This is a genomic window from Geodermatophilus sp. FMUSA9-8, assembly GCF_037034165.1.
Lineage (GTDB): Bacteria > Actinomycetota > Actinomycetes > Mycobacteriales > Geodermatophilaceae > Geodermatophilus > Geodermatophilus nigrescens.
In genome coordinates, this window is sequence record NZ_JBAGKE010000003.1 from 212,446 (window position 1) to 233,788 (window position 21,343).

Genomic DNA, 21,343 nt, shown 5'->3' on the forward strand with positions numbered 1-21,343 from the left:
GCTGGGGGGAGGAGCATCGAGCTCCTCCCCCCAGTTCACGTCCCTACTTCAGCCGAACGACCGCCGCCGCCCCTTCAACGGCCTCTGCCCCGGGGGGCGGGATCAAGGAACGAAGGAGCATGGGCGGGAGTCCGAGTTCCGACACCCGGCCGCGATAAGACAGTTCGGGCCCGTATTGGTGTGCGAGCAGCTTGGGCAGCAACAACGGCTGCTCGGCGCGGACCGTCACCGGCTCCTCTCGGCGCCACCCTCGCGCGGAAAGCTGCTTGAACAGCGATGTCCGTCGTGACTCGTCCACGAAGTTCAGCGCGAACGCGCGCTGGACGAGGGCCTGAATCGACACGCCCAACTCGGCTTTGGCCCGGGCGTACTCTCGCAGGTCGAGGCGTTGGTCGAGAATGCGTCGCGCAGTTCCCAGAGGCACAAGGAACGCGCCGGCGAAACGGTCGGCCTCGGATTCTGCGGTCAGATCGTCAAGATGTTCGCGATCGTGGTGCAGGATCAAGTGCCCGAGCTCGTGCGCGAGCGTGAACCGCTGTCGGTCGCCGCGGGACGGGAAGTACGCGATGACGGCGCGTCCATCGGACAGGCGCTCGCTGATCCCATCGTGACCGATGTCGTGAGCTGGTCGCTCCTCCGGGTCGTCGTCGAAGACGATCGGTGCACCGGGTACGTGAGCGCGTTCGAGCGCTCGCAACACGTTGGAGACTGGCCCCTCGGCCTTCAGGCCGAGGGCGTCGCGCGCGGCTTGTGCTGCCCTTTCGATTTTATTCTCGGAGAGAACCCCGTCAATGCGCTCACCGAATGGGATAATCGGCAGGTCAGGCACCGGCTGTCGAGAGGACTCCATCAGCGCAGTCGACACCCGGAAAAGCTCCGCGAACATCCGCTTCGCGCGTTTAGTTGTGCGACTGGGAGCCGTTCTGCGCCGGCGGAACAGAACGCGATCTGGGTCGATGACATCGTGAACTGCGAAGAAGCTCGATGGCAGTCCGGTGGCCGTGAGCAGCCTGTCGTACACCTGTGGGGTGAGCGGTCGGGTACGGCCGATGATCGCCGAGATGGTGGGCTGGCGGAGGCCTACCCGGTCGGCCAGTTCGGCTTGGGTCATGGACAGCAGGTCGAGCGCCGCGGTGATGCGCTCAGGCGCGGCCGGTGGAGGCGTCGCCGTCAGCATCGCCGGTGCCCTCCTCGTCACCGAAGTTGATGTGCAGCTCGAGGTCGTCTACCGGCGAGAACTCCAGCCCGACCAGGGCAGGAGCAGTGCGCGGCAGTGAGAAGTCGAGGTCCAAGTTGGTGACGCCGTGTGGTGCGCGCCTGGCGCCCGGATCGAGCGTGCGCACGACCCGGAAGCCGACTTCACCGGTCTCGTCGTCGAGGATGCGCCAGACGGCGATGAGGTTGCTGTCCTCAACGCCGAACATCGAGTCCGGCAGCAACGGCGTGTTGCGGTAGTAGGCCTGCCGGGCGGCGTTGCTACCCGCGGCCGGGACCTCCCCGGCCGAGTCGTGCAGAAACCGGAGTCGCACCATGTCCCGTCGGAGCATCAGCTGACCACGCCGGCTGTGGTCACCGGTCAGCTCCCACGGGCCCAGGCCGCCGGCATCGTCGATGGCACGGTGCGCCAGTCCCCGAGTGAGGTCAGCTCCGAGCGAGTTGTAGACGGCGGCTGTCAGGCCGCTCTGCTGTCGGAACCGGGCCGCCCGCGCACCGGCGTCCTCGAACAGGTCGTGCAGGTCGTCACAGAGCGGCGCAAGGTGCGCCTTGATGAACTCGACGCCAGGTGTGTCCACGCTGGTGATGTTATTACACACATCGTCACACCCAGACACACGTCGGCGTGTCGGCACTTGAAGCCGCGCGTGCCGACGACCCCGCCGGTCGACGTCAGCGGCGCCGCGCCGTGGTTCGGGGTACGGGCCGGTGCGGGGTCAGCTGTGCCCACCCGGCGATGATCTCCGGCGTCGGCTGCACACCAGCCGGGGCCGAGACAGCCTGCCGTCCGTCCGACGCGCCCGCGCGCCCGCCGCGGTGTCCGCCCATCAGTTCGGGCAGCCTCCCGGCAAGCTCCCGGACGTGCTCGGCGGTGAACTCCACACCGCGCACCTCACCGGCGCGCAGGTGACGGACACGGTCCTCGCGGACCCAGGTCTCCACCCGGGTGATCGGGATGTTGAGCATGCGCGCCACCTCGGCCGGCTTGTAGACGCGGAGTTCGGCGAGCTGTTCGTCGGTCATGGCCGGACCGGTCCGCTCCTGGCTCGGCTGGGCAATGACGGCTGGGAACGGCGACGCCAGGCGACCCCTCCCCCGGGGCGCCCCCGCCTCCCGGACGCCTCGGCGAGTTGGGGGGCAGATTGGGGGGCAATGGCCAGGCCCAGGAGGGCTCAGCAAGGCTCAGGGACGGTCAAGGACGCACATCAACCGCCTAACCTGGGCACACGCCGGGCCACCAGGCCCGGGACCGGCCTCACTCGCGGGTTCGAGCCCCGTCACTCACCCTCGTCGAGAGGCCCCGGTCGGCACGCCGACCGGGGCCTCTCCGCGTGCCGCGCCGGCGTCACCGGCCCGGGACTGCGGCGGGTGCCCCGGCTGTTGCACGAGGATGCGGTGGGCCTGCGCGCTGCCGCCCCCGCCGCTCCGGCGACCACCGCACCACCCCGGGAGACCTCCGCATGACCACGACCGCCCCGCCCCGCCCCGACGACGCCGGGACCTCCCCCGGTGACGTCGTCGCCGAGGCCGCGCGGCGGCGGACCTTCGCCGTCATCAGCCACCCCGACGCCGGCAAGTCCACGCTCACCGAGGCGCTGGCCCTGCACGCCCGGGTCATCGGCCAGGCCGGCGCGGTACACGGCAAGGCCGGCCGGCGCGGCACGGTGTCGGACTGGATGGACATGGAGCGCGCCCGCGGCATCTCCATCACCTCGGCGGCGCTGCAGTTCTCCTACCGCGACGCGGTGGTCAACCTGCTCGACACCCCGGGGCACGCCGACTTCTCCGAGGACACCTACCGCGTCCTCACCGCCGTCGACGCCGCCGTCATGCTCATCGACGCCGCCAAGGGCCTCGAGGAGCAGACGATGAAGCTCTTCGCCGTCTGCCGGCACCGCGGCATCCCCGTCGTCACCGTGGTGAACAAGTGGGACCGCCCCGGCAAGGACGCGCTGGAGCTCATGGACGAGGTCGCCGAGCGCACCGGCCTCACGCCCACCCCGCTGACGTGGCCGGTGGGCATCGCCGGCGACTTCCGCGGCGTCCTCGACCGGCGCGACGGCTCCTACCGGCGCTACACCCGGACCGCCGGCGGGGCGACGATCGCGCCCGAGGAGGTCCTCTCCGCCGAGGCCGCGGCCGCCCGCGAGCCGGAGGCGTGGGCGCAGGCCCGCGAGGAGGTCGAGCTGCTGGACGAGACCTCCGGCGCGCACGACCAGGAGCTGTTCCTCTCCGGCGAGACCACCCCGGTGCTGTTCGCCTCCGCGGTGTCGAACTTCGGCGTGGCCGCGCTGCTCGACGTGCTGGTCGACCTCGCGCCCGCGCCCGACGGGCGGCCCGACGAGGGCGGCGTCCCGCGCCCGGTCGACGCCCCGTTCAGCGCCTTCGTCTTCAAGGTGCAGTCGGGCATGGACGCCGCCCACCGCGACCGGCTGGCCTACGTCCGCGTCTGCTCCGGCGTCTTCGAGCGCGGCATGGTGGTCACCCACGGCCCGACCGGCCGCCCCTTCGCCACCAAGTACGCCCAGCAGGTGTTCGGCCGCGAGCGGGAGAGCATCGACACCGCCTACCCCGGCGACGTCGTCGGGCTGGTCAACGCCTCGGCGCTGCGGGTGGGCGACACGCTGTACGCCGGCCACGCGGTCACCTTCCCGCCGCTGACCACGTTCGCGCCCGAGCACTTCGCCGTCGTCCGCAGCCTGGAGACCGCCAAGCACAAGCAGTTCCGCCGCGGCATCGAGCAGCTGGAGTCCGAGGGCGTGGTGCAGGTGCTGCGCTCCGACCGCCGCGGGGACGCGTCCCCGGTGTTCGCCGTCGTCGGCCCCATGCAGTTCGAGGTGGCCGCGCACCGCATGGCGCAGGAGTTCTCCGCGCCGGTGCACTTGGAGCCGCTGCCGTACACGCTGGCCATGCGCACCGACGAGGAGTCGGTCGCGGGCATCACCGCGAGCTCCGGCACCGAGGTGATGCGGCGCAGCGACGGCGAGCTGCTCGCGCTGTTCACCACGAAGTGGGTCATGGGCATGGTGCGCAACGGCAAGCCGCACCTGACGCTGGAGCCGCTGGTGGCCGCGCAGCTGGCCTGAGCCGTCAGGGCACCCGCGCCGGCCGGTCGAGCGGGTGCGCCGCCTCGTCGGCGGGCATCCGCGCCAGCAGCACGGTGAGGAGCGCGAGCACCGGCGGCGCGAGCCCGGCGACGAGGAACACCGGCCCGACGCCGGCACCCTCGCTGAGCGGCCCGGCCAGCGCCACCGACACGGGCACCAGCGCACCCGAGACGACGAAGTCCAGGCTGGAGACCCGGCCGAGCAGCGCGGGCGGCACCCGGCGCTGCAGCAGCGTGCCCCACAGCACCATGCCGCCGTGGATGCCGGCGCCGGCCAGCACGGCCGCGCCGACCATGACGCCGACGTGCGTGGCGAGGCCGAAGGCCAGCAGCGGCACGCAGCCGGCGGCCCACAGCGCCATGGTCGCGGTCAGGTAGCGGCGCGGCAGCGGCCGGGAGGCGACGGCGAGGGAGGCGAGCGCCCCGCCGACGCCGAAGCCGGCGAGCACCAGCGCGTGCTCGAACGGCCCGCCGCCGGCCCGGTCGCGCAGCGCGAACGGCGTGAGCACCTGCAGCGGGCCGGTGGTCGCGAGCAGCATGAGCGACCCGAACAGCAGCGTGGCCAGCAGCCAGCGGGTGCGGACGAGGAACGCCAGGCCCTCCCGCAGGTCGCCGAGCAGCGCCCGGGCCGGGTGCCGCCGTCCGGCGCCGGGCTCGCGCGCGACGGGGAGCAGCGGCAGGCCGAGCACGCACGTGGTGGCGGCCAGCGACGCGCCCGCGGTGGCCAGCAGCGCCGCGCCCGGGGAGACGGCGGCCACCAGCAGGGCGGCCATCGCCGGCCCGGCCACCTGGTAGAGCACCGGCCGCATGGCGCCCTCGAGGCCGTTGGCGGCGAGCAGCTGGTCGGCCGGCAGCAGCGCGGGCAGCAGAGCCGAGTACGCCGGGTAGTGCAGGCCCAGCGCCACCCCGCCGAGCAGGCCGACGACGGACAGCAGGCCGAGCGGGAGCTCGCCGGCCAGCGACAGCAGGCCCGCCGCGCCGACCGGCACCGCCGACAGCAGCGTGACCGCCAGCAACAGGTGCCGCTGCGGCACCCGGTCGGCGAGCACCCCGCCGGGCAGCGTGGCCGCCAGCGTCCCGGCGGCGGCCAGCCCGGTGACCAGCGACAGCTCCGCCGGCCCGCCGCCGAGCGCCACGACCTGCCACACCGCGGTGACCGCCCACGCCCCGTTGGCCACGAGCGACAGACCCAGTGACAGCGCCAGCCGCCGGTAGGCCGCCGTCCGCAGCGGGACCAGCGCCCGGAGCAGCGTCACCGGCCCTCCTCCCCCGGCGGCGCGTCCGGCCGGTCGTCCCATCGTTCCCCGCGGGGCCCCGCGGCACGCGCCGATCCGCGCGGGGCGCAACGCGGACGCGCCCGGCCGCGACGACACGCCGGGGCGTCCCCCGTCGCCGCATGCCCGGCGCGCCGGGCGGGCACCGGACCTCCATGACGGACTGGCGTGACTCCCTCGACGGACTCCCGCTGGAGAGCCGGCTCAAGGCGCTGCTCGTCTACGAGCTCGCCTCCGACCGGGTGCCGGGCGCACCGCTGGAGGTGACGACGTCGGCCGTGCGGGCCGTCGCCACGGCGGAGGGGCTCGACCCCACCCAGCCGTGGGTCGGCGCGGCCGCGGCGCGCATCAGCGCGCTCCCGGCGCAGGCGCCGGTGCCGTCGCGGGTGTGACGGCCGGGGCAGCCGGGGCTCCTGCGCCCCGGCTGCCGGACACGCGCCCGGAGGGTGCCGCCGCACCCGCCCCGCGCCTCGGACGCTGGCGCCATGACGACTGCCTACGCCTACGGGACCGCCCACGCCGTCGTGATGGTCGGGTCGGTCGGCACCCCGGAGGGTCTCCAGCCCCGGCAGATCGGGCCGGCGCACGCCACGATCGGCCGGGTGCACGGCCGCAGCCGCAAGTCGCTGTGCGGCGCCTACGTCGCCGTCGACGACCAGGTGGAGTGGCCGCCGTCCGAGCTCGAGGAGCACCAGCTGTGCGCCGAGTGCGCGGAGCTCGCCCGCCTCTGACGGCTCAGCCCCCGGCGACCGAGGGCAGCACCTGCACCACCGCACCGTCGTGCACGGGCGTCTGCGCGCCCGCGGAGAAGCGGACGTCGTCGCCGTCGACGTAGACGTTGACGAACCGGCGCAGCGCCCCGGCCTCGTCGCGGATCCGCCGCTCGAGGACGGGGTGCCGGGCGGCGAGGGCGTCGAGCAGGCCGGCGACGGTCGGCGTGGCGGGGTCGACCCGCAGCCGCCGCTCGCCGCCGGCCAGGTCGGCCAGCACGCCGGGCAGCACCACCTCGACGGTCACCGCAGCCGGGCCGCGCGCACGCACAGCACGTCGGGCAGGTGCTGCGCCACCGTGGTGAACGTGTCGCCCTGGTCGGCGCTGGCGTAGACGCAGCCGTCGCGGGTGCCGACGTAGACGCCGGTCGGGTCGCCCTCGTCGACGCAGGCCGCGTCGCGCAGCACCGCCGTCCACGACGCCTCGGGCAGGCCGGCGCCGAGCTCGGTCCAGGTCTCCCCCGCGTCGCGGGTGCGGTGCACGCGCAGGCGCCCGCCCGGGGGCGTCCGGTCGGCGTCGGCGACCAGCGGCACGACCCAGGCCGTGCCGGGCGTGCGCGGCGAGGCGAGCACCGGGAAGCCGAAGTCGGCGGGCAGTCCCGCAGCGATCGACGTCCACTCCGCCCCCGCGTCGTCGCTGCGGAAGACGCCGGAGTGGTTCTGCGCGTAGAGCCGGTCGGGATCGCCGGCGTCGGGGGCGACCTTGTGCACGCACTGCCCGTACTCCGGCGCCGGGTCGGGCAGGAAGGCGGCGGTGATCCCGGAGTTGCGCGGCGCCCAGCCGTCGCGGCCGTCCTCGCTGGCGTAGACGCCGCCCGCGCTCATCGCCACGACCACCCGGTCGGCGGTCGGGTGCGGCAGCACGGTGTGCACGGCGCCGCCGCCCCCGCCGGGCTCCCAGGTGGGCCGGTGCGGGTGGTCCCACAGGCCGCGGACCAGCGCGAAGCTCTCGCCGCCGTCCTCGCTGCGCCACAGCGAGTGCGGTTCGCAGCCGGCCCACACGACGCCCGGTCGCGCGGCGACGTCGGGGCGCAGCTGCCAGACCCGGGCCAGCGCGGCGCCGGTGTCGGCCGGGAAGCGGATGGCGCCCTCGTCGGTCTCCGACCAGGTGCGCCCGAGGTCGTCGGACCAGGTGACCGTCGGCCCCCAGTGCCCGTACTGGACGCCGGCGAGCACCCGGGGCGCCGCGCCCCGGACGTCGAGCCCGACGGCGGCCACCTCCTGGGCCACCAGGTGCGGGCCGTCGAGGGTCCAGGTGCGCCGGTCGTCGTCGCTGCGGGCCAGCCACAGCCCCTTGCGCGTGCCGATGGCGAGCAGGTCGGCCACGGGTGTCCTCCCGGTCCCGGCGGGGCCCGGCCGGCCCCGCTCGGAGGACAGACCGGGCCGGCCGCCGGAACTGAGCGGTGGCCGCTCAGCGGCGGGTGGCGCCCCCGGGGCCGTCGCCGGTCACGTGCGCGCGGCCGTTCTGGTCGGCCAGCCCGGGTGCGAGCTTCTCGGCCTCGGCGCGCAGCTTCTCGGCAGCGGTGGCGTGCTCCTGCGCGTGCGCGGCCCGCTGGCGGGCCTCCTGCTCGGCCAGCCGGGTGCGCTCCTCGACCTCGGCGCGCTCGCGGCGGGCGCGGGCGGCCTGCTCCTCGGCCAGCGCCTGCTCCTTCTCCGCCTGCGCACCGCGCAGGCGCGCCTCCTCGAGGTGCTCGCGCGCCTGCTGGCGCTGCTGCTCGCGGCGCCGCGCCCCGGCGACCCTGTTGCGCTTGGCCAGGGCCAGCGCCAGCACGGCCAGCAGGGCGAGCGCGACGACGACGATGAGCACGATCAACCAGGTGTCCACGGTGGTCCCCCTCCTCGGGTCGAGCGGGGGGTGCCCGGGCGCGGACGCCCGGAAACGGAGATCACTTCAGGGCGGACCCGGCCTGCCACTGGTCCCACGGGACGGTCCAGTCGGCGATGTCGGAGGTCAGCGTGCCGGCGTCGGAGTTGACGATCTCGACGACGTCGCCGGGCTGGGAGAACTCGTAGAACCAGCGGGCGTTCTCGTTCGACAGGTTGATGCAGCCGTGGGACACGTTCTCCCGCCCCTGCTGCGCCACCGACCAGGGGGCGCCGTGGACGAACTCGCCGCTGTTCGACAGCCGCACCGCCCACTTGACCGGCGTGCGGTAGCCCTCGGGGCTGTCGACCGGGACGCCGTAGGTGCTGGAGTCCATGACGCGGTCGGCGTTGAGCTCGGTGACCACGTGCGGGCCGTTGTAGCTCGGGTTGTCGGGGCTGCCGGCGCTCATCGGGAAGTCCTGCACGAGCGTGTCGCCGTCGTAGACCTGCAGCCGATGGGTGCTCGCGTCGGCCACGGAGACGTGCCGCTCGCCGACGCGGAAGCTGACCGTGCGGTCCTTCTCGCCCCAGACGCCGTCGCCGAACGGGACGCCGTACAGGTCGGCGTCGAGGGTGACGTCGGTCTGCGCCGGCCAGTACTGCGACGGGCGGAAGTGCACCTCGGTGTCGCTGATCCAGCTCCACACGCCGTCGGTGGGCGTGGAGCTGGTGACCAGCAGGTGGCTCTCGACGGCGGCCTTGTCGGTGATCGGCTCGTCGAAGTAGACGCGGATGGGCATGCCGACGCCGACCGTCTGGCCGTCGAGCGGGCCGATCGAGGGCGTGCTCACCGACGCGGGCGTCACCGTGGTGAAGGTGCTGCGCGCCTCGGCCCGCTCGTCGTCGGCGCTCGCGGCGGTGGCGGTCAGCGTGTACGTGGTGCCGTAGGCCAGGTCCTCGTCCGGCGTCCACAGCTCCGTACCCTCGGCGGGGCCGTCGGTGACCTGCCCGGGCACTGCAGCACCCGCACCGTCGGTGACGGTGACCTCGGACAGCTCGCCGTCGGTGACGGAGATCTCCACCGGGGAGGACGGCGCGACGTCGGCCGCGCCGTCGCCGGGCAGCAGCGACACCTGCGCCGGCGGGGCGTCCTCGGTCGTCGGTGCCGCCGCGGAGGTCTCGCCGCCCGCCCCGGTGCACCCGCTCAGCAGGGCCAGCGCCCCCGCCGTGACCAGCGCCGCTGTCCGTCGCACGCCTGCTGCCTCCTCGTCCCCGGCCGGCCGCGGCCCGGTCGGGCACGGCGCGTCCGGGCCCAGTGTCCCCTCGATGTGCGGAACGGCACCGTCTCGGCGTCCCGGCCCCGGCGGCGACCTCCCGTGGGGCGCTGGTATCGTTTCCCCTCGGAGCCCGGTCAGCCGGGCGACACGCGCCATTAGCTCAATTGGCAGAGCAGCTGACTCTTAATCAGCGGGTTCGGGGTTCGAGTCCCTGATGGCGCACCAGGCCGACAGGCCTCTGACCAGAACGTTCATGGATCACCGGACCGGCCTCCGGAGAGGCTGCAGTCCGCGGCTGGTGCGCGCGGCGCGCCTGCTCCTGGCATCCCCCTCGGGCGACCACCGCCCCCGAGCACGGTCCGCGAGCGGCGGGGTCGCGGACGCGGACGACCCGAGGACGGCCCCCCGGGGTGATCCCGGCCACAGTCACGACCCGTGCGCGCCGGTGCCGGGACTCGGTGCAGCAGCAGGCGGGTGAGTCACCGGGCCCGCGTTCCTGGGCGGCACCGCGCTGGGCGCGGTGCTCGCGGTCCTGGTGTCGAATCGGGCCCCTAGCTGGTGAGGGCCTGGGTGGCGGACTCCTTGAGCTTGGCGTTGGCCCAGCGCATCTGGCGGAGGGTGTCGGGGTGGCACCGCTCGGCCAGCTCGAGCAGGTCACGCTTGCGGGCACCCTGCGCGGCCTGGGCCAGGAGCTCCCAGTCCAGCGAGACGCCTGCCGCGACGCGGTGGACGTGGCGCAGGTCGGCGAGCAGCAGCAGCCCGGGCTCGGGTCGCCGGCCGAGCAGGTCGGCCGTCGCCTGCTGCACGCGCTCGAGCAGGCCGGGCTCGTGGGGCGGCTCGGGATCGAGCTCGACGCCGTGGTCGGTGCCGATGCGGGCCAGCTCGGTGACGTGCCGGCTCGACCAGCCGGCGATGTCACGGGCGACGTGGAAGACCTCGTGGTCGGCCTTGTGCCGGTCCGACGCCGCCAGCAGGGCTCTGGCGAGGTGGTGCTCCGACCGGTGCAGCTCCTCGATCGCCAGTCCGAGTCTCACCGCGCGCTCCCCTCGTCCACCAGGGCGGCGTCGCCACCGGTCGTCAGGGGCACGTCGGCGGCCACCGGCCGGCTGCCGGTGGTGGTGGGCGCCCGCGCCGGGGTGCCGTCGGAGGCGGCCAGCCGCGTCACCGCCGCGGCCGCGGTCTTGAAGATCGGCTGCTTGGACACCGGGTCCCAGTCGGTCAGGGTCAGCTCGTTCGCCGCCCGGCCGGCGCCGTCGGGCTCGTGCCCGGAGGGGGTGTCCCAGTAGCCGTAGTGGAACGGCAGGAAGAGCACCCCGGGCCGGATCCCGCTGACGCGCAGCCGCGCCTCCACCCGCCCACGGGGGGTGGTGACCTCCAGCAGGTCGCCCTCGCCCCAGCCGCGATCGGCGGCGTCGGACGCCGACATCTCGACCCACACCTCCGGTGCGGCCGCCTGCAGCTGCGGCGCGCGGGCGGTCTTGGTGCGGGTGTGGAAGTGGTACAGGGTCCGGCCGGTGATCAGCTGGAAGGGGAACTCCTGGCCCGGGAGCTCGTGCGGCGGCAGGTACTCCGCGGCCTTCAGGATCGCCCGGCCCCCGGGGTTGAGCGCCCTGTACTCGACGTCGTCGAGCGGGGCGCCGGTGACCAGGTCCCGGCCGTAGCTCTCGCAGTAGTCCGGCCGGGCGAAGAACTGCCCGTCGACGTAGAGCCGCTCGGTGCCGTCGGGCGCCTCCTCGGTGACCGGCCACTGGATCCCGCTCCCGCCCCGCAGCTTGGCGTAGGACAGGCCCGAGTAGTCGCACGGACGACCTCGCGAGCACTCCTTCCAGCCCTCGAAGGCGCCCTCGGCATCGGTCCACGGGACCAGTGGCTCGCTGTCCTTGTCCCGCAGGTCCAGCCGCCGCGCGAAGTCGATGAGGATGTCGAGGTCCGGCCGCGCCTCCCCCGGCGGGTCCACGGCCTTCTCCGACAGGTGCACGGTCCGGTCGACGTTGGTGAAGGTGCCGGTCTTCTCCCCCCAGGTGGCGGCCGGCAGGACGACGTCGGCCAACTGCGCGGTCTCGGACAGGAAGACGTCCTGCACGACCAGGAACAGCCGCTCCTGGGACAGGATCGACCGGATCCGGGCCAGCTCGGGCAGGGACACCGCCGGGTTGGTGGCGGTGACGTAGAGGAACCGGATCGACCCCTCCTCGGCATAGCGGAACATCTGCATCGCGTGCGTCGGCGGCGAGTAGTGCGGGATGTCGAACGGGTCGACGTTCCACACCCGGGCGAGGTCGGCGACCTGTGCGTCGCTGCTCCAGTTGCGGAAGCCCGCCAGGTCGCCGTCGGCCCCGGCCTCCCGCGTGTTCTCCGCGGTCGGCTGGCCGTTCATCTGCAGGATCCCGCAGCCCGGCCGCCCGAGCATGCCGCGGATGACGTTGAGGTTGTTGACCTGGACGGCGGCCGCGGTGGCCTGGTGGGACTGGTAGAAGCCCTGCAGCACGGTCGAGAGCAGCCTCTCGGCGTGCCCGATGATCCGCGCCGCCTCCCGGATGTCCGCCGCAGGCACGTCGCAGACCTCCGCGGCGACCTCCGGCGGGTAGTCCCGCACCCGCTCCGCCAGCTCGTCGAAGCCGACCGTGTGCGCGTCGACGTAGGCGCGGTCCACCCAGTCGTTCGTGACGACCTCGTGCAGCAGCGCGTTCATCAGCATCACGTTGGTCCCCGGCCGCGGGGCCAGGTGCACCGTGGCGGCGCGGGCGACCGGCGTCTCCCGCGGGTCCACGCAGATGACCGCGGGCGGGTTCGGGCCGGCCAACCGGTCGAGCACGCGGGTCCACAGCACCGTCTGCGTCTCGGCCATGTTGTGCCCGAACAGCGCGATGACGTCGGCGTGGTCGACGTCGGTGTAGGAGCCGGGCTGGCCGTCGCAGGCGAACGTCTCCTTCAGCGCGGCCGCGGCCGTGGCCGTGCACAGCCGGGTGTTGCCGTCCACGTGGTTGGTGCCGATGCCGCCGTGCGCGATCAGCCCGAGGGTGTAGTACTCCTCCAGGAACAGCTGCCCGGAGGTGTAGAAGCCCACCGCGGACGGTCCCTGCTCGTCCAGCAGTTCCCGGCAGCGGCCGGCCACGGCGTCCATCGCGGTGTCCCAGTCGGTCTCGACCAGCTCGCCGTCCCGCCGGATCAGCGGCCTGGTCAGCCGGTCAGGAGAGTTGTTGGCCTGCCAGCCGAACAGGTCCTTCGGGCCCAGCCGCCCGTGGTTGACCCGGTCCACCGCCCGGCCGCGCACCCCGACGATCCGGCCGTCCTTCACCGCGATGTCCAGGCCGTCGCCGTTGGAGTGCAGGATCGTCGCCGACTGCACCCACCGGTCCACATCGGCCTCGGTCAGGTCGCCGTCGAGGTACGTGTCGACCCGGGTCGGCCAGGTCTCCCCCGCCCCGTACGGCGTCCGTGTCCCCCACGGTTCGGCGATCCGGTCCAGGCGGCCCATCCGGGCTCCTCTCCTCGAGGCGCCACGGTGCCCGCTGACGCCGACTCTTGCAGCATGGCAAGGATTGGTCTCGTCCGCCTCTCGACGGACATCCGCCGCCGCTGCTGCACATCGCGGAACCGATGCGGTTTGAATCCCCGGGCTGGGGGCAGGCCCTCACGACCGGGGTGGCACCCCGCCGCCCCGCCGAGGGGAAGGAACCGTCCACGTGCTGTCCGAGAAGTCCCGCCCCGTCATCGAGGCCACCCTGCCCGTCGTGGGAGAGAACATCGGCGCGATCGCCGAGCGGTTCTACGCGCACATGTTCGGCGAGCACCCGGAACTGCTCGACGGACTGTTCAACCGAGGCAACCAGGCCGAGGGGACCCAGCAGAAGGCGCTGGCCGGTTCGGTCGCGGTGTTCGCCAGCGCCCTGGTCGACCACCCGGACCGGCTCCCGGAGGCCCTGCTGTCGCGGATCGCGCACAAGCACGCGTCCCTCGGACTGCGCCCGGACCAGTACCAGGTGGTGCACGACAACCTCTTCTGGGCGATCGTCGACGTCCTCGGCGACGCCGTGACCCCCGAGGTCGCCGCAGCCTGGGACGAGGTGTACTGGCTGATGGCGTTCGCGTTGATCAACCAGGAGCGCGGCCTCTACAGCGCCCGGGGCGTGCGGCCGGAGACGGTGTGGCGCGACTGGGAGGTCGTCGAGAAGGTCCGCGAGACCGACGAGGTCGTCCGGTTCACCGTCAAGCGCATCGACGACCGGCTGGTCAAGACGTCACTGCCCGGTCAGTACGTCACCGTCCGCATGCCCATGGACGACGGCATCCGCCAGCCCCGGCAGTACAGCCTCACCAGGGCCGACGACGGGGAGCACCGCTCCTTCGCGGTCAAGCGCGTGCACGGTGGCGGCAAGCCCGACGGCGAGGTGTCGAACCTGCTCCACGACCGGATCGAGGTCGGCGACACCATCACCATGTCGCTGCCCTTCGGCGACGTCGTCCTCGACGACTCCCGCCCGGCGGTCTTCTGCAGCGCCGGGATCGGCATCACGCCGATGGCCGGCATGCTCTCCCACCTCGTCAACGCCGGCACCCACCTGCACGTCACGCTGCTGCACGCCGACGTCGACGAGGCCTCCTGGGCCCTGCGCCGCCAGGTCCTCGACGACGTCCGTGCCCTGCCCGACGGCAGCATCCACGTCTGGTTCGAGCGCGGCGCCGGGTGCAGCCTGCCCGTCGACAGCGCCCATCAGGGGACCATGGACCTCGACGGCGTGACGCTGCCCGATGGCGCCGTCTACTACCTGTGCGGCCCCCTGCCATTCCTGCAGGCCGTCCGCAGCTCGCTGATCGACCGCGGGGTCGCCCCTCGGGACATCCAGTACGAGGTGTTCGGGCCCGACCTGTGGCAGGCCGATGCCGCCGCCTGACCGTCCTCCCGTGGCGGCGACCGAGGCGCCGCCACGGGGACCTCATCGGGAGCGAGGCACCGGATGAGACCTGGATCCGACGGCGCGGTCACCGACCTGCTGGACCTCGGCCGCGCACCGCTCGGGCAGGGTCGGATCCACGCCACGCTGCAGGTCCCGCGTGGCCGGGCGCGGCCGGTCGCCGGTGGAGAGACGGGCGAGCTGTCCGCGAGCAGGCTCGGACCGATCCCCCCACGCCGGCACAGCCTGCACGCCGACGAGGACACCGTGGTCCTGCTCGGCGTCGTCCACGGCTGAGGGCTGCTCGTCCCCCCTGGGCCGACCGACTCCGGGACGACGTGGCGGCGGGTCCGCCCCTCACCCGCTGATGGCGGTGACCAGCGCCAGCAGTCCGCCGTAGAGGAGCAGCCCCACGAGGAACCACGGGTAGCTGGACCGGCCGGTGGACGGCAGTTCCTCCTTGAAGACGTTGAGCAGGATCGAGCCGCCCAGCAGAGCCGTGAGCAGCGCGACGGCGAGGGCACTGCTGGGCGCCAGCACGGCGGAGACCAGCCAGCCGACCAGGAGAGCCGCAGCCAGCAGCAGTCGCCCACTGCGCGGGAACCGGTGCGGGTAGTGCTCCTCCAGCGACCGGTCGGTGAGCACGAAGTGCAGTCCCATCGCCACGGTGAACAGGACCGCGAAGGCGAGCCCGGTTCGCAGCCGCAGCGCCATGGTGTAGGTGATGAGCGCGTTGTAGACCATGAACGAGCCCAGGTGCAGCCAGTAGACGCCGGCCGGTTCCCGGGCGCCTCCTCCGGCTCCGGGTGTCCCCCCCCTCGCCGCCCACGGGCCGCGGGGCGCGTCGGTCCGCCAGCCGCTGGAGGCCGTAGAAGGCGGCGAACCCGGCCAGCGCGAAGACGAAGATGCCGAGGTCGGTCAGCGGCGTCGGCTGCACGACATCGGACAGCGCCTCCCCGATCGCCTCGTTGCCCTCGGCGATCTCCGGCAGCAGATGGAGGAAGACGTAGGCGACAGCGAGCCCGCCGGCGAAGGAGCCCGTCGCGCGCTCCGGTACCACCGGCAGCTTCCTGATGCGTGGCGCCGCCAGGTGCAGTGCCGCGAGGAGCACCGCGATCGGCAGGGCACCCCAGACACTCTGCGTGGTCGTCAGCTCCACGCCGACCTCCGTCCTCGATCCGTCACCCCGGGACCATTGCCACCAGGCAACCGTCAGGGGATGGCGGTTCCACGGAGGCGGCAAACCTCGCGCTGGGTGTGAGCGGCTGGGCTACGTCGGCATCCTGGTCGAGCCGCCGACCGCCGCGATCAGGCTCTGGAGCGCCGCCACCACCTCGGCGGCCCGCTCGGGCGGCAGTTCGCGCAGCCGTTCGTGGACCTTCCTCAGCCGGAGGTCGTCGTAGCGGCGCAGGATCCGCTCGCCGGCCGGTGTGAGCCAGAGACTGATCTCGCGGCCGCTGCTGGCCGAGGGGCGGCGCTCGGCGAAGCCGGCCGCGACGAGCCGGTCGACGAGGCGGCTGGTGACCGACGGCGACACCGCCATCCCCTGCGCCAACTCCCCGAGGTTCGCGCCGGGCCGCTCGCTCAGGACGGTCACCGCCCGCAACTGAACGGTCGAGAGATCGCCGATCTCGTCCGCGGCCTGGATCGAGATGCCCATGGCGAGCCGCAGAGCGACCAGCACGGCGTTGTCATCCGTGGCCGCCCGTTCGGTGCTGCCCATCTCCATCACGTTCCTTCTCGACCGCTGGCACGCCGACGGCCAGGTGCCGAAGCACATGGTGCGCCTCTCGCCCCCGGAGCAGGACCCGCCCCTCGGTCGCCTCCCGAGACGTCACCGAGCTCATCGGCGGTCGGGCAGCGGGTCCTGAGCTGTCGGCGATGGCGGTCGGGGGTCGGCCCGGCCGGCGGGTCGAGCGAGATGTCCGGTTCGATCGCCAGGGCAGCGGGCACGCGTGCGGTGACCGGCCCTGGCGTGGTCGTCGAATCCCCCGCGCCAGGGCCGTGGCGTGGCCCAGGTGGCGGTGCAGGCGACCGCCCGGACCTGTTGCTCGGCGTCCGCGCCGACGCACCAGGCCGGGGCGCGGAGGCGACCCTGTCGTGGAACAGCGTGGTGCTGCTCCACACCGACGGGCTGGTCGAGAACCGGCACGAGGACATCGACCACGGCCCGGCCCGACTGCAGCGGCTCCTCGGTGAGCTGGCCGGCCGCGGCCGCTCCGGGCCGGACCCGACCGCGTGCCGCCGGACGTGCCGGCGGACTGAGGGCCATCCGCCGCGCACCTCCGTCCCATCAGCTCCAGCTGGTGGACAGCCGCACGCTGACGCCGTGGGCGTCCCGGCGGATGGCGACGTGGTCGCACAGCTGCCGGGCGAGCCACAGGCCCATGCCACCGGCGGAGAGGTCCGCGCCGTGCGCTGGCCCGTACCCGGCGAAGGGGTCCTCCAGGCCGGAGCCGGAGTCGCGGATGGTGGCCACCAGTCGTCCGGGTGCGGTCCACAGCCGTAGACCGGCGGGCGGGGCGCCGTGCCGGACCGCGTTGGAGGTCATCTCGTCGACGGCCATGAGGAAGTCCTCGAGGAGGTCGGCCGGCCCGTCAATGGTGCCCAGCAGGCCGCGCACGGCGTGGCGGACACCGGCGTAGTCGCTGATGTCGTCGTCGGCGAGGGCCGGCGGAGTGGCCTCCAGCGGCTCGTCGGGCACCGGCAGGGAGCCCAGGTAGGTGGCCGGGTCGACGACGTCGGGGTTGGTCGCGCGCCCGGCGGCAGTGACCAGCTGCGGATGGGTTCGCCCGACCGAGTCCAGGATCGGCGCAGGCAGGGCGGCGTCGAACACGCAGAGGCCCCACAGTGGCCACGGACCCAGGGCGGTGTTGATCACCGACTCGTAGGCCTGCCACTCCCGCCAGTCCGCGGGCGTGGTGCCGTAGTCGGTCTCACCGACGACACGCAGGCGGCGGCCCGGTGGAGCGTGCTCCTCGGCGTACCGGCGGAAGGCCGTGAGAGCCGTCGGTGTGCGGGCCCGGTAGAGCGCGTGCCGTTCGGCGACGAGCACCTGCGGGTGGTTCCCGACGGCGTCGCGCAGCGGGCCGGCGGTCCTTGGCCCGGCGGCGATGAGCGCGGCATCACCGGACGCCAGCCCGTCGAGCAGCCATGGAGCAACGATCGTGACGAGCTCGTCGACATCGGCGTAGACCAGGGCGTCGTGCCGGTATCCCGGTGGAGCGCTGCCGGTAGCCGGGTCTCGGCCGCCGGGAGGTGGCACGGTGTTCTCGCGGTGCAACGCTGGTGTCTCCCCGTGGTGCTGGCCGGTGCAGTGAGAGCCGACGCGCACGAGGGCACCCGGAACCTGTCTACCCCGCCTGCGGCCGCTCACGCCGGTGCCGCGGCGCGATACGCCGGACCGGGCGAGGTGGATCACCAGGTGGTACCCGCGTCGCCCGGCAGCACACGAGCTGCCCACCGTTCCGCGGTGCTCGCCGACAGCACCGCCTCGCGAGGTCACGGAACCGAGCCCCGGGTCGTGCGCGTCCCCACCCGCTCACGAGAGGCCGGCACGGCAGCGGCGTCCACCCGGCTCCAGCCGGACCTCACGCTGCCGTCCGGCTCCAGCGCAGGTCGAGCGGGCACCGGGAGGAGACCGCGGAACGGCGCTCCGGAGCCGCTCCCGATCAGCAGGTCCGGGGTCCGAGTCCCTGACGGCGCACTCCACACGGGAGCGCCCCCCTTCCCCCTGGGACGGGCCGCTCTCGTCGTCTCCGGGGTCAGCCGAGCGACAGGCCGTGCTCGGCCAGCGCCTCGTCGAGGAGGCGCAGGGCCTTCGGGCCGACGCCGTGCAGCGCGGCCAGCGACGACCGCGGCACGCCGGCCAACTGGTCGAGACGGGTGTAGCCGGCCAGCTCCAGGGCGGCGGTGGCCGGCCGGCCGACGGGGGGCAGCGTGTCCAGCGGCGTCACACCGCGCAGGCTAGCGGCGCACGGCACGCACCAGCCCCCGGACGCCGAGCACCGCGGCAGCCGCCCCGACCACCCACGGCCCGGCGGTGACGAGCGGGTCCAGCGCCTGGTGCCGCGCGTCGGAGCGCCCGGTCCGGGAGCTGAGCCCGCCGTGGGTGGTCTCCGTGGAGAGCCCGGTCGCGGGCGGCACCGGCCGGCCCGAGGCGAGCTGGCGCAGGGTGCTGCCCCACGCCTCGATGCGGTCCCCGACGACCAGCAGCGTCCAGTGCGCCAGCCGGCCCTCGCTGAAGCGGCGGTAGGCGAACCGGCGCACCGCCCCCGACAGCCCGTGCAGCGGCTGCGCGGTGCCGAACACCGGGGTCACGAACGCGTGCTCGATCGACCGCTCGCGGCCCTCGGCGCCCGGCTGCCGCTCGGGGAAGTCCCAGTGGGCGCCGGTGTCGGCCGGGTACTGCAGCTTCGGGTACGACGGCCGGTCGGCGGGGTCGAGGTCGGCGCCCCACCCGGGGATGCGGGACCGCAGCTCCTCCCGGCTCGGGGTCGGCGTCCGCTTGTCGCGGACGTAGGCGCTGGGGACGTCGGACTCGGTCACGGGGGGCTCCTCAGGCCGCGTCGGGCACGATGACCGGCTTGATGCAGCCGTCGAGCTTGCCGGAGAACACGTGGTAGGCCTCGGCGATGTGCTCCAGCGGGAAGCGGTGGGTGACCACCTCGCGCGGGGTCAGGTGGCCGTTGCGCACGTGCTCGAACATCCGCGGCCACTGGCGCTTCACCGGCGTCTGGTTCATCCGCAGCGTGAGGCCCTTGTTGAGCGCGTCGCCGAACTTCACCGCGTTGGGGATCGGCCCGTAGGCCCCGACGACGGAGACGGTGCCGCCCTTGCGCACGCCGTCGATGGCCCAGTTCAGCGCCACCGGTGACCCGCCCTGCAGCTTGAGCTTGGTGCCGGCGACGTGCTGCAGGAGGTTGCCGTCGGCCTCCGCGCCGACCGCCTCGATGACGACGTCGGCGCCCAGGAAGTCGGTCTGCTTCTTCAGCTCGACGACGACGTCGTCGTACTCGTCGTAGTCCAGCGTCTCGGCGTGGGCCATGGTCCGCGCCTTCTCCAGCCGCTCCTGCAGGTGGTCGACGACGATCACCCGCCCGGCGCCCATCAGCCACGACGACTGCGCGGCGACCAGCCCGACCGGCCCGGCCCCCAGGACGACGACGGTGTCCCCCTCGGCGATCTCGCCGAGCTGGGCGCCGAAGTAGCCGGTGGCGGCGGCGTCGGTCAGGCAGACGGCGTCCTCGTCGTGCATCCAGTCGGGGATGCGGACCGGCCCGACGTCGGCGAAGGGCACCCGCACGTACTGCGACTGGCCGCCGTCGTAGCCGCCGGTGGTGTGCGAGTAGCCGTAGATCGCGCCGACCGCCGTCGCGTTCGGGTTGACGTTGTGGCAGTTGGAGTACAGGCCGCGGGCACAGAACCAGCACGACCCGCAGGAGATGTTGAACGGCACCATGACCCGGTCACCGACCGCCAGGTTCTGCACCGACGGCCCGACCTGCTCGACCACCCCGATGAACTCGTGGCCGAAGGTGTGCCCGATCCGGGTGTCCGGCATCAGCCCGTGGTAGAGGTGCAGGTCGGAGCCGCAGATCGCGGCGAGCGTGACCCGCACGATCGCGTCGTTCGGGTGCTCGATCCTCGGCACGTCCTTGTCCTCGACCCGGACCTTGTACGGGCCTCGGTAGACCATCGCGCGCACGGGGCGCCCCTCTCCGTCGTGCCGGGACGCCGGTCGCCGGCGTCACCGCAGGCGTGCCCGCCGCCCGCAGCCGGGAACGGCCCGCGGCCGTCCGGCCGGAAGCCCGGCGGGTCCGGCGACGTTGACGGGGGCGTGAGCGAGCCGCGGGACGTCGACGTCGTGGTCATAGGCGCGGGGCAGGCCGGCCTCTCCGCCGCGTACCACCTGGCGCGGCAGGGGTTCGCGCCCGGCAGCGGCTTCGTCGTCCTCGACGGCGACGCCGCGCCCGGCGGCGCCTGGCAGCACCGCTGGCCCTCGCTCACCCTCGCCACCACGCACCGCGTGCACGAGCTGCCCGGCCTGCCGTTCGAGCCGGCGTCGGAGGACCTCCCCGCCGCCGAGGCCGTGCCCGCGTACTTCGCCGAGTACGAGCGCCGCTTGGCGCTGCCCGTCGAGCGCCCGGTGCGGGTCTCGGCGGTCCGCCGCACGGACGACGGGCGCTTCGCCGTCGAGACCGACCGCGGCACCTGGCGGGCGCGCGGCGTGGTCAACGCCACCGGCACGTGGACCCGCCCCTTCGTGCCGCGCTACCCCGGCCAGGAGACCTTCCGCGGCCGGCAGCTGCACACCGTCGGCTACCGTGGCGCCGCGGAGTTCGCCGGGCGGTCGGTCGTGGTCGTCGGCGGCGGGGCGTCGGCCGTGCAGCTGCTCGGCGAGATCGCGCCCGTCGCCCGCACGACCTGGGTCACCCGCCGCCCGCCGGTCTGGCGCGAGGGCCCCTTCGGCGAGGAGCAGGGCCGGGAGGCGGTCGCCCGGGTGGAGGCCGCCGTGCGCGCCGGCCGGATGCCCGGCAGCGTCGTCGGCGTCACCGGTCTCGTCGTCACCCCGTGGGTGCGCCGGGCCCTCGACGACGGCGTCCTCGCCCGGCTGCCGGTGTTCGACCGGATCACCCCCGACGGCGTCGCGTGGGACAACGGCCGGACCGTGGCGGCCGACGTGATCCTGTGGGCCACCGGCTTCCGCGCCGCCGTCGGCCACCTGGCCCCGCTGCGGCTGCGCACCCGCGACGGCGTCATCCCGGTCGAGGGCACCACCGCCGTCGACGAGCCACGGCTGCAGCTGGTCGGTCACGGCCCGAGCGCGAGCACGATCGGCGCCAACCGGGCCGGCCGGAGCGCGGCGGTGGCGCTGCGCCGGCTGCTCGCCGCGGACCTGCCCCGGAGCGCCTGACGGGGGCGTCCCCCACCGCCGGGTGGGGGACGGTCCAGGGTCGGCCGGGGGTCCTCCCCGATGTGCCCGGCACCCCCGGGCCGG

At 74.1% G+C, this 21,343-nt stretch carries 22 protein-coding genes, 1 tRNA gene and 1 pseudogene; 8 read left to right on the forward strand and 16 right to left on the reverse strand.

Annotated features, from left to right (window positions below; translation table 11 throughout):
- Nucleotides 1-43: 43 nt before the first annotated feature.
- From WA616_RS08125 to WA616_RS08135, 3 genes are all read right to left on the reverse strand, one after another.
- Nucleotides 44-1,177 carry an ImmA/IrrE family metallo-endopeptidase gene (locus WA616_RS08125; RefSeq protein WP_336028826.1) on the reverse strand — a complete coding sequence of 378 codons (1,134 nt, stop codon included), beginning with the start codon at nucleotides 1,175-1,177 and terminating at the stop codon, nucleotides 44-46.
- Nucleotides 1,143-1,793, reverse strand: a complete 651-nt coding sequence (locus WA616_RS08130; RefSeq protein WP_336028828.1) for a hypothetical protein — start codon at nucleotides 1,791-1,793, stop codon at nucleotides 1,143-1,145. The genes WA616_RS08125 and WA616_RS08130 overlap by 35 nt, the downstream gene beginning before the upstream one ends.
- A gap of 94 nt (nucleotides 1,794-1,887) precedes the next feature.
- Nucleotides 1,888-2,238, reverse strand: coding sequence for a hypothetical protein (locus WA616_RS08135; RefSeq protein WP_336028829.1), 351 nt, complete (start codon nucleotides 2,236-2,238; stop codon nucleotides 1,888-1,890).
- A gap of 437 nt (nucleotides 2,239-2,675) precedes the next feature.
- Between WA616_RS08135 and WA616_RS08140 the strand changes: the two genes are divergently transcribed.
- Nucleotides 2,676-4,301: a peptide chain release factor 3 gene (locus WA616_RS08140; protein WP_336028830.1), complete on the forward strand. Its 1,626-nt coding sequence runs from the start codon at nucleotides 2,676-2,678 to the stop codon at nucleotides 4,299-4,301.
- A 4-nt stretch (nucleotides 4,302-4,305) separates the two neighbouring features.
- Here WA616_RS08140 and WA616_RS08145 read toward each other — a convergent pair whose 3' ends face one another.
- A complete protein-coding gene (locus tag WA616_RS08145; RefSeq protein ID WP_336028831.1) occupies nucleotides 4,306-5,577 on the reverse strand; it encodes an MFS transporter in 1,272 nt (423 codons plus the stop codon).
- Nucleotides 5,578-5,750: 173 nt separating this feature from the next.
- Here WA616_RS08145 and WA616_RS08150 point away from each other — a divergent pair, with 173 nt between their 5' ends.
- Entirely contained in the window at nucleotides 5,751-5,987 is a 237-nt protein-coding gene (locus tag WA616_RS08150; protein ID WP_073419081.1) for a hypothetical protein, read from the forward strand.
- 93 nt (nucleotides 5,988-6,080) lie between these two features.
- Nucleotides 6,081-6,326 carry a hypothetical protein gene (locus WA616_RS08155; RefSeq protein WP_073419595.1) on the forward strand — a complete coding sequence of 82 codons (246 nt, stop codon included), beginning with the start codon at nucleotides 6,081-6,083 and terminating at the stop codon, nucleotides 6,324-6,326.
- A 4-nt stretch (nucleotides 6,327-6,330) separates the two neighbouring features.
- Here WA616_RS08155 and WA616_RS08160 read toward each other — a convergent pair whose 3' ends face one another.
- The 4 genes from WA616_RS08160 to WA616_RS08175 all read right to left on the reverse strand — a co-directional run bounded on the left by WA616_RS08160 (nucleotide 6,331) and on the right by WA616_RS08175 (nucleotide 9,424).
- Nucleotides 6,331-6,612, reverse strand: coding sequence for a ubiquitin-like small modifier protein 1 (locus WA616_RS08160; RefSeq protein ID WP_336028833.1), 282 nt, complete (start codon nucleotides 6,610-6,612; stop codon nucleotides 6,331-6,333).
- Nucleotides 6,609-7,691 carry a WD40/YVTN/BNR-like repeat-containing protein gene (locus WA616_RS08165; protein WP_336028834.1) on the reverse strand — a complete coding sequence of 361 codons (1,083 nt, stop codon included), beginning with the start codon at nucleotides 7,689-7,691 and terminating at the stop codon, nucleotides 6,609-6,611. Before WA616_RS08165 ends, WA616_RS08160 begins: the two co-directional genes overlap by 4 nt.
- Nucleotides 7,692-7,776: 85 nt before the next feature.
- A complete protein-coding gene (locus WA616_RS08170) occupies nucleotides 7,777-8,190 on the reverse strand; it encodes a hypothetical protein (protein ID WP_073419079.1) in 414 nt (137 codons plus the stop codon).
- Nucleotides 8,191-8,251: 61 nt separating this feature from the next.
- The gene (locus tag WA616_RS08175; protein WP_336028836.1) at nucleotides 8,252-9,424 is read right to left on the reverse strand and encodes an Ig-like domain-containing protein; all 1,173 of its coding nucleotides are present in this window, start codon (nucleotides 9,422-9,424) and stop codon (nucleotides 8,252-8,254) included.
- 173 nt (nucleotides 9,425-9,597) lie between these two features.
- Between WA616_RS08175 and WA616_RS08180 the strand changes: the two genes are divergently transcribed.
- Nucleotides 9,598-9,673: transfer RNA gene (locus tag WA616_RS08180), tRNA-Lys, on the forward strand.
- A 326-nt stretch (nucleotides 9,674-9,999) separates the two neighbouring features.
- Here the strand turns inward: WA616_RS08180 and WA616_RS08185 are convergent.
- Together WA616_RS08185 and WA616_RS08190 are read right to left on the reverse strand one after the other, a co-directional pair.
- The gene (locus WA616_RS08185; protein ID WP_336028837.1) at nucleotides 10,000-10,482 is read right to left on the reverse strand and encodes a hypothetical protein; all 483 of its coding nucleotides are present in this window, start codon (nucleotides 10,480-10,482) and stop codon (nucleotides 10,000-10,002) included.
- Nucleotides 10,479-12,926 (reverse strand): molybdopterin oxidoreductase family protein, encoded by a 2,448-nt coding sequence (locus tag WA616_RS08190; protein WP_336028838.1) that lies wholly within the window; start codon nucleotides 12,924-12,926, stop codon nucleotides 10,479-10,481. Before WA616_RS08190 ends, WA616_RS08185 begins: the two co-directional genes overlap by 4 nt.
- 208 nt (nucleotides 12,927-13,134) lie before the next feature.
- On the opposite strand from WA616_RS08190, the gene WA616_RS08195 reads away from it, so the two are divergent.
- A complete protein-coding gene (locus WA616_RS08195; protein WP_336028840.1) occupies nucleotides 13,135-14,343 on the forward strand; it encodes a globin domain-containing protein in 1,209 nt (402 codons plus the stop codon).
- 63 nt (nucleotides 14,344-14,406) lie between these two features.
- The gene (locus WA616_RS08200; RefSeq protein WP_336028841.1) at nucleotides 14,407-14,640 is read left to right on the forward strand and encodes a hypothetical protein; all 234 of its coding nucleotides are present in this window, start codon (nucleotides 14,407-14,409) and stop codon (nucleotides 14,638-14,640) included.
- 60 nt (nucleotides 14,641-14,700) lie between these two features.
- Here WA616_RS08200 and WA616_RS08205 read toward each other — a convergent pair whose 3' ends face one another.
- Nucleotides 14,701-15,087: a hypothetical protein gene (locus WA616_RS08205; RefSeq protein WP_336028842.1), complete on the reverse strand. Its 387-nt coding sequence runs from the start codon at nucleotides 15,085-15,087 to the stop codon at nucleotides 14,701-14,703.
- A 526-nt stretch (nucleotides 15,088-15,613) separates the two neighbouring features.
- Complete coding sequence (locus WA616_RS08210) at nucleotides 15,614-16,072, reverse strand: MarR family winged helix-turn-helix transcriptional regulator (protein ID WP_336028843.1); 459 nt, start codon at nucleotides 16,070-16,072, stop codon at nucleotides 15,614-15,616.
- A 192-nt stretch (nucleotides 16,073-16,264) separates the two neighbouring features.
- Between WA616_RS08210 and WA616_RS24475 the strand changes: the two are divergent.
- Nucleotides 16,265-16,582: pseudogene (locus WA616_RS24475) on the forward strand (SpoIIE family protein phosphatase); the annotation flags it as partial.
- A 54-nt stretch (nucleotides 16,583-16,636) separates the two neighbouring features.
- Here WA616_RS24475 and WA616_RS08215 read toward each other — a convergent pair.
- The 4 genes from WA616_RS08215 to WA616_RS08230 all read right to left on the reverse strand — a co-directional run bounded on the left by WA616_RS08215 (nucleotide 16,637) and on the right by WA616_RS08230 (nucleotide 20,041).
- Nucleotides 16,637-17,608, reverse strand: a complete 972-nt coding sequence (locus WA616_RS08215; RefSeq protein WP_336028844.1) for a sensor histidine kinase — start codon at nucleotides 17,606-17,608, stop codon at nucleotides 16,637-16,639.
- A 499-nt stretch (nucleotides 17,609-18,107) separates the two neighbouring features.
- Entirely contained in the window at nucleotides 18,108-18,299 is a 192-nt protein-coding gene (locus WA616_RS08220) for a DNA-binding protein (RefSeq protein ID WP_336028845.1), read from the reverse strand.
- Between the two features lie 10 nt (nucleotides 18,300-18,309).
- Nucleotides 18,310-18,891, reverse strand: a complete 582-nt coding sequence (locus tag WA616_RS08225; RefSeq protein WP_336028846.1) for a hypothetical protein — start codon at nucleotides 18,889-18,891, stop codon at nucleotides 18,310-18,312.
- Nucleotides 18,892-18,901: 10 nt separating this feature from the next.
- Nucleotides 18,902-20,041 (reverse strand): zinc-dependent alcohol dehydrogenase, encoded by a 1,140-nt coding sequence (locus WA616_RS08230; protein ID WP_336029277.1) that lies wholly within the window; start codon nucleotides 20,039-20,041, stop codon nucleotides 18,902-18,904.
- A gap of 141 nt (nucleotides 20,042-20,182) precedes the next feature.
- Between WA616_RS08230 and WA616_RS08235 the strand changes: the two genes are divergently transcribed.
- Nucleotides 20,183-21,259, forward strand: coding sequence for an NAD(P)-binding domain-containing protein (locus tag WA616_RS08235; RefSeq protein WP_336028848.1), 1,077 nt, complete (start codon nucleotides 20,183-20,185; stop codon nucleotides 21,257-21,259).
- Nucleotides 21,260-21,343 lie beyond the last annotated feature (84 nt).

What these genes read in the sequence shown, in the direction of transcription:
- WA616_RS08125 (WP_336028826.1), bottom strand. Translation starts at nt 1,177, where the DNA reads ATGCTGACGGCGACGCCTCCACCGGCCGCGCCTGAGCGCATCACCGCG.
- WA616_RS08135 (WP_336028829.1), bottom strand. Translation starts at nt 2,238, where the DNA reads ATGACCGACGAACAGCTCGCCGAACTCCGCGTCTACAAGCCGGCCGAG.
- WA616_RS08140 (WP_336028830.1), top strand. Translation starts at nt 2,676, where the DNA reads ATGACCACGACCGCCCCGCCCCGCCCCGACGACGCCGGGACCTCCCCC.
- WA616_RS08150 (WP_073419081.1), top strand. Translation starts at nt 5,751, where the DNA reads ATGACGGACTGGCGTGACTCCCTCGACGGACTCCCGCTGGAGAGCCGG.
- WA616_RS08155 (WP_073419595.1), top strand. Translation starts at nt 6,081, where the DNA reads ATGACGACTGCCTACGCCTACGGGACCGCCCACGCCGTCGTGATGGTC.
- WA616_RS08190 (WP_336028838.1), bottom strand. Translation starts at nt 12,926, where the DNA reads ATGGGCCGCCTGGACCGGATCGCCGAACCGTGGGGGACACGGACGCCG.
- WA616_RS08200 (WP_336028841.1), top strand. Translation starts at nt 14,407, where the DNA reads ATGAGACCTGGATCCGACGGCGCGGTCACCGACCTGCTGGACCTCGGC.
- WA616_RS08205 (WP_336028842.1), bottom strand. Translation starts at nt 15,087, where the DNA reads ATGGTCTACAACGCGCTCATCACCTACACCATGGCGCTGCGGCTGCGA.
- WA616_RS08210 (WP_336028843.1), bottom strand. Translation starts at nt 16,072, where the DNA reads ATGGAGATGGGCAGCACCGAACGGGCGGCCACGGATGACAACGCCGTG.
- WA616_RS08230 (WP_336029277.1), bottom strand. Translation starts at nt 20,041, where the DNA reads ATGGTCTACCGAGGCCCGTACAAGGTCCGGGTCGAGGACAAGGACGTG.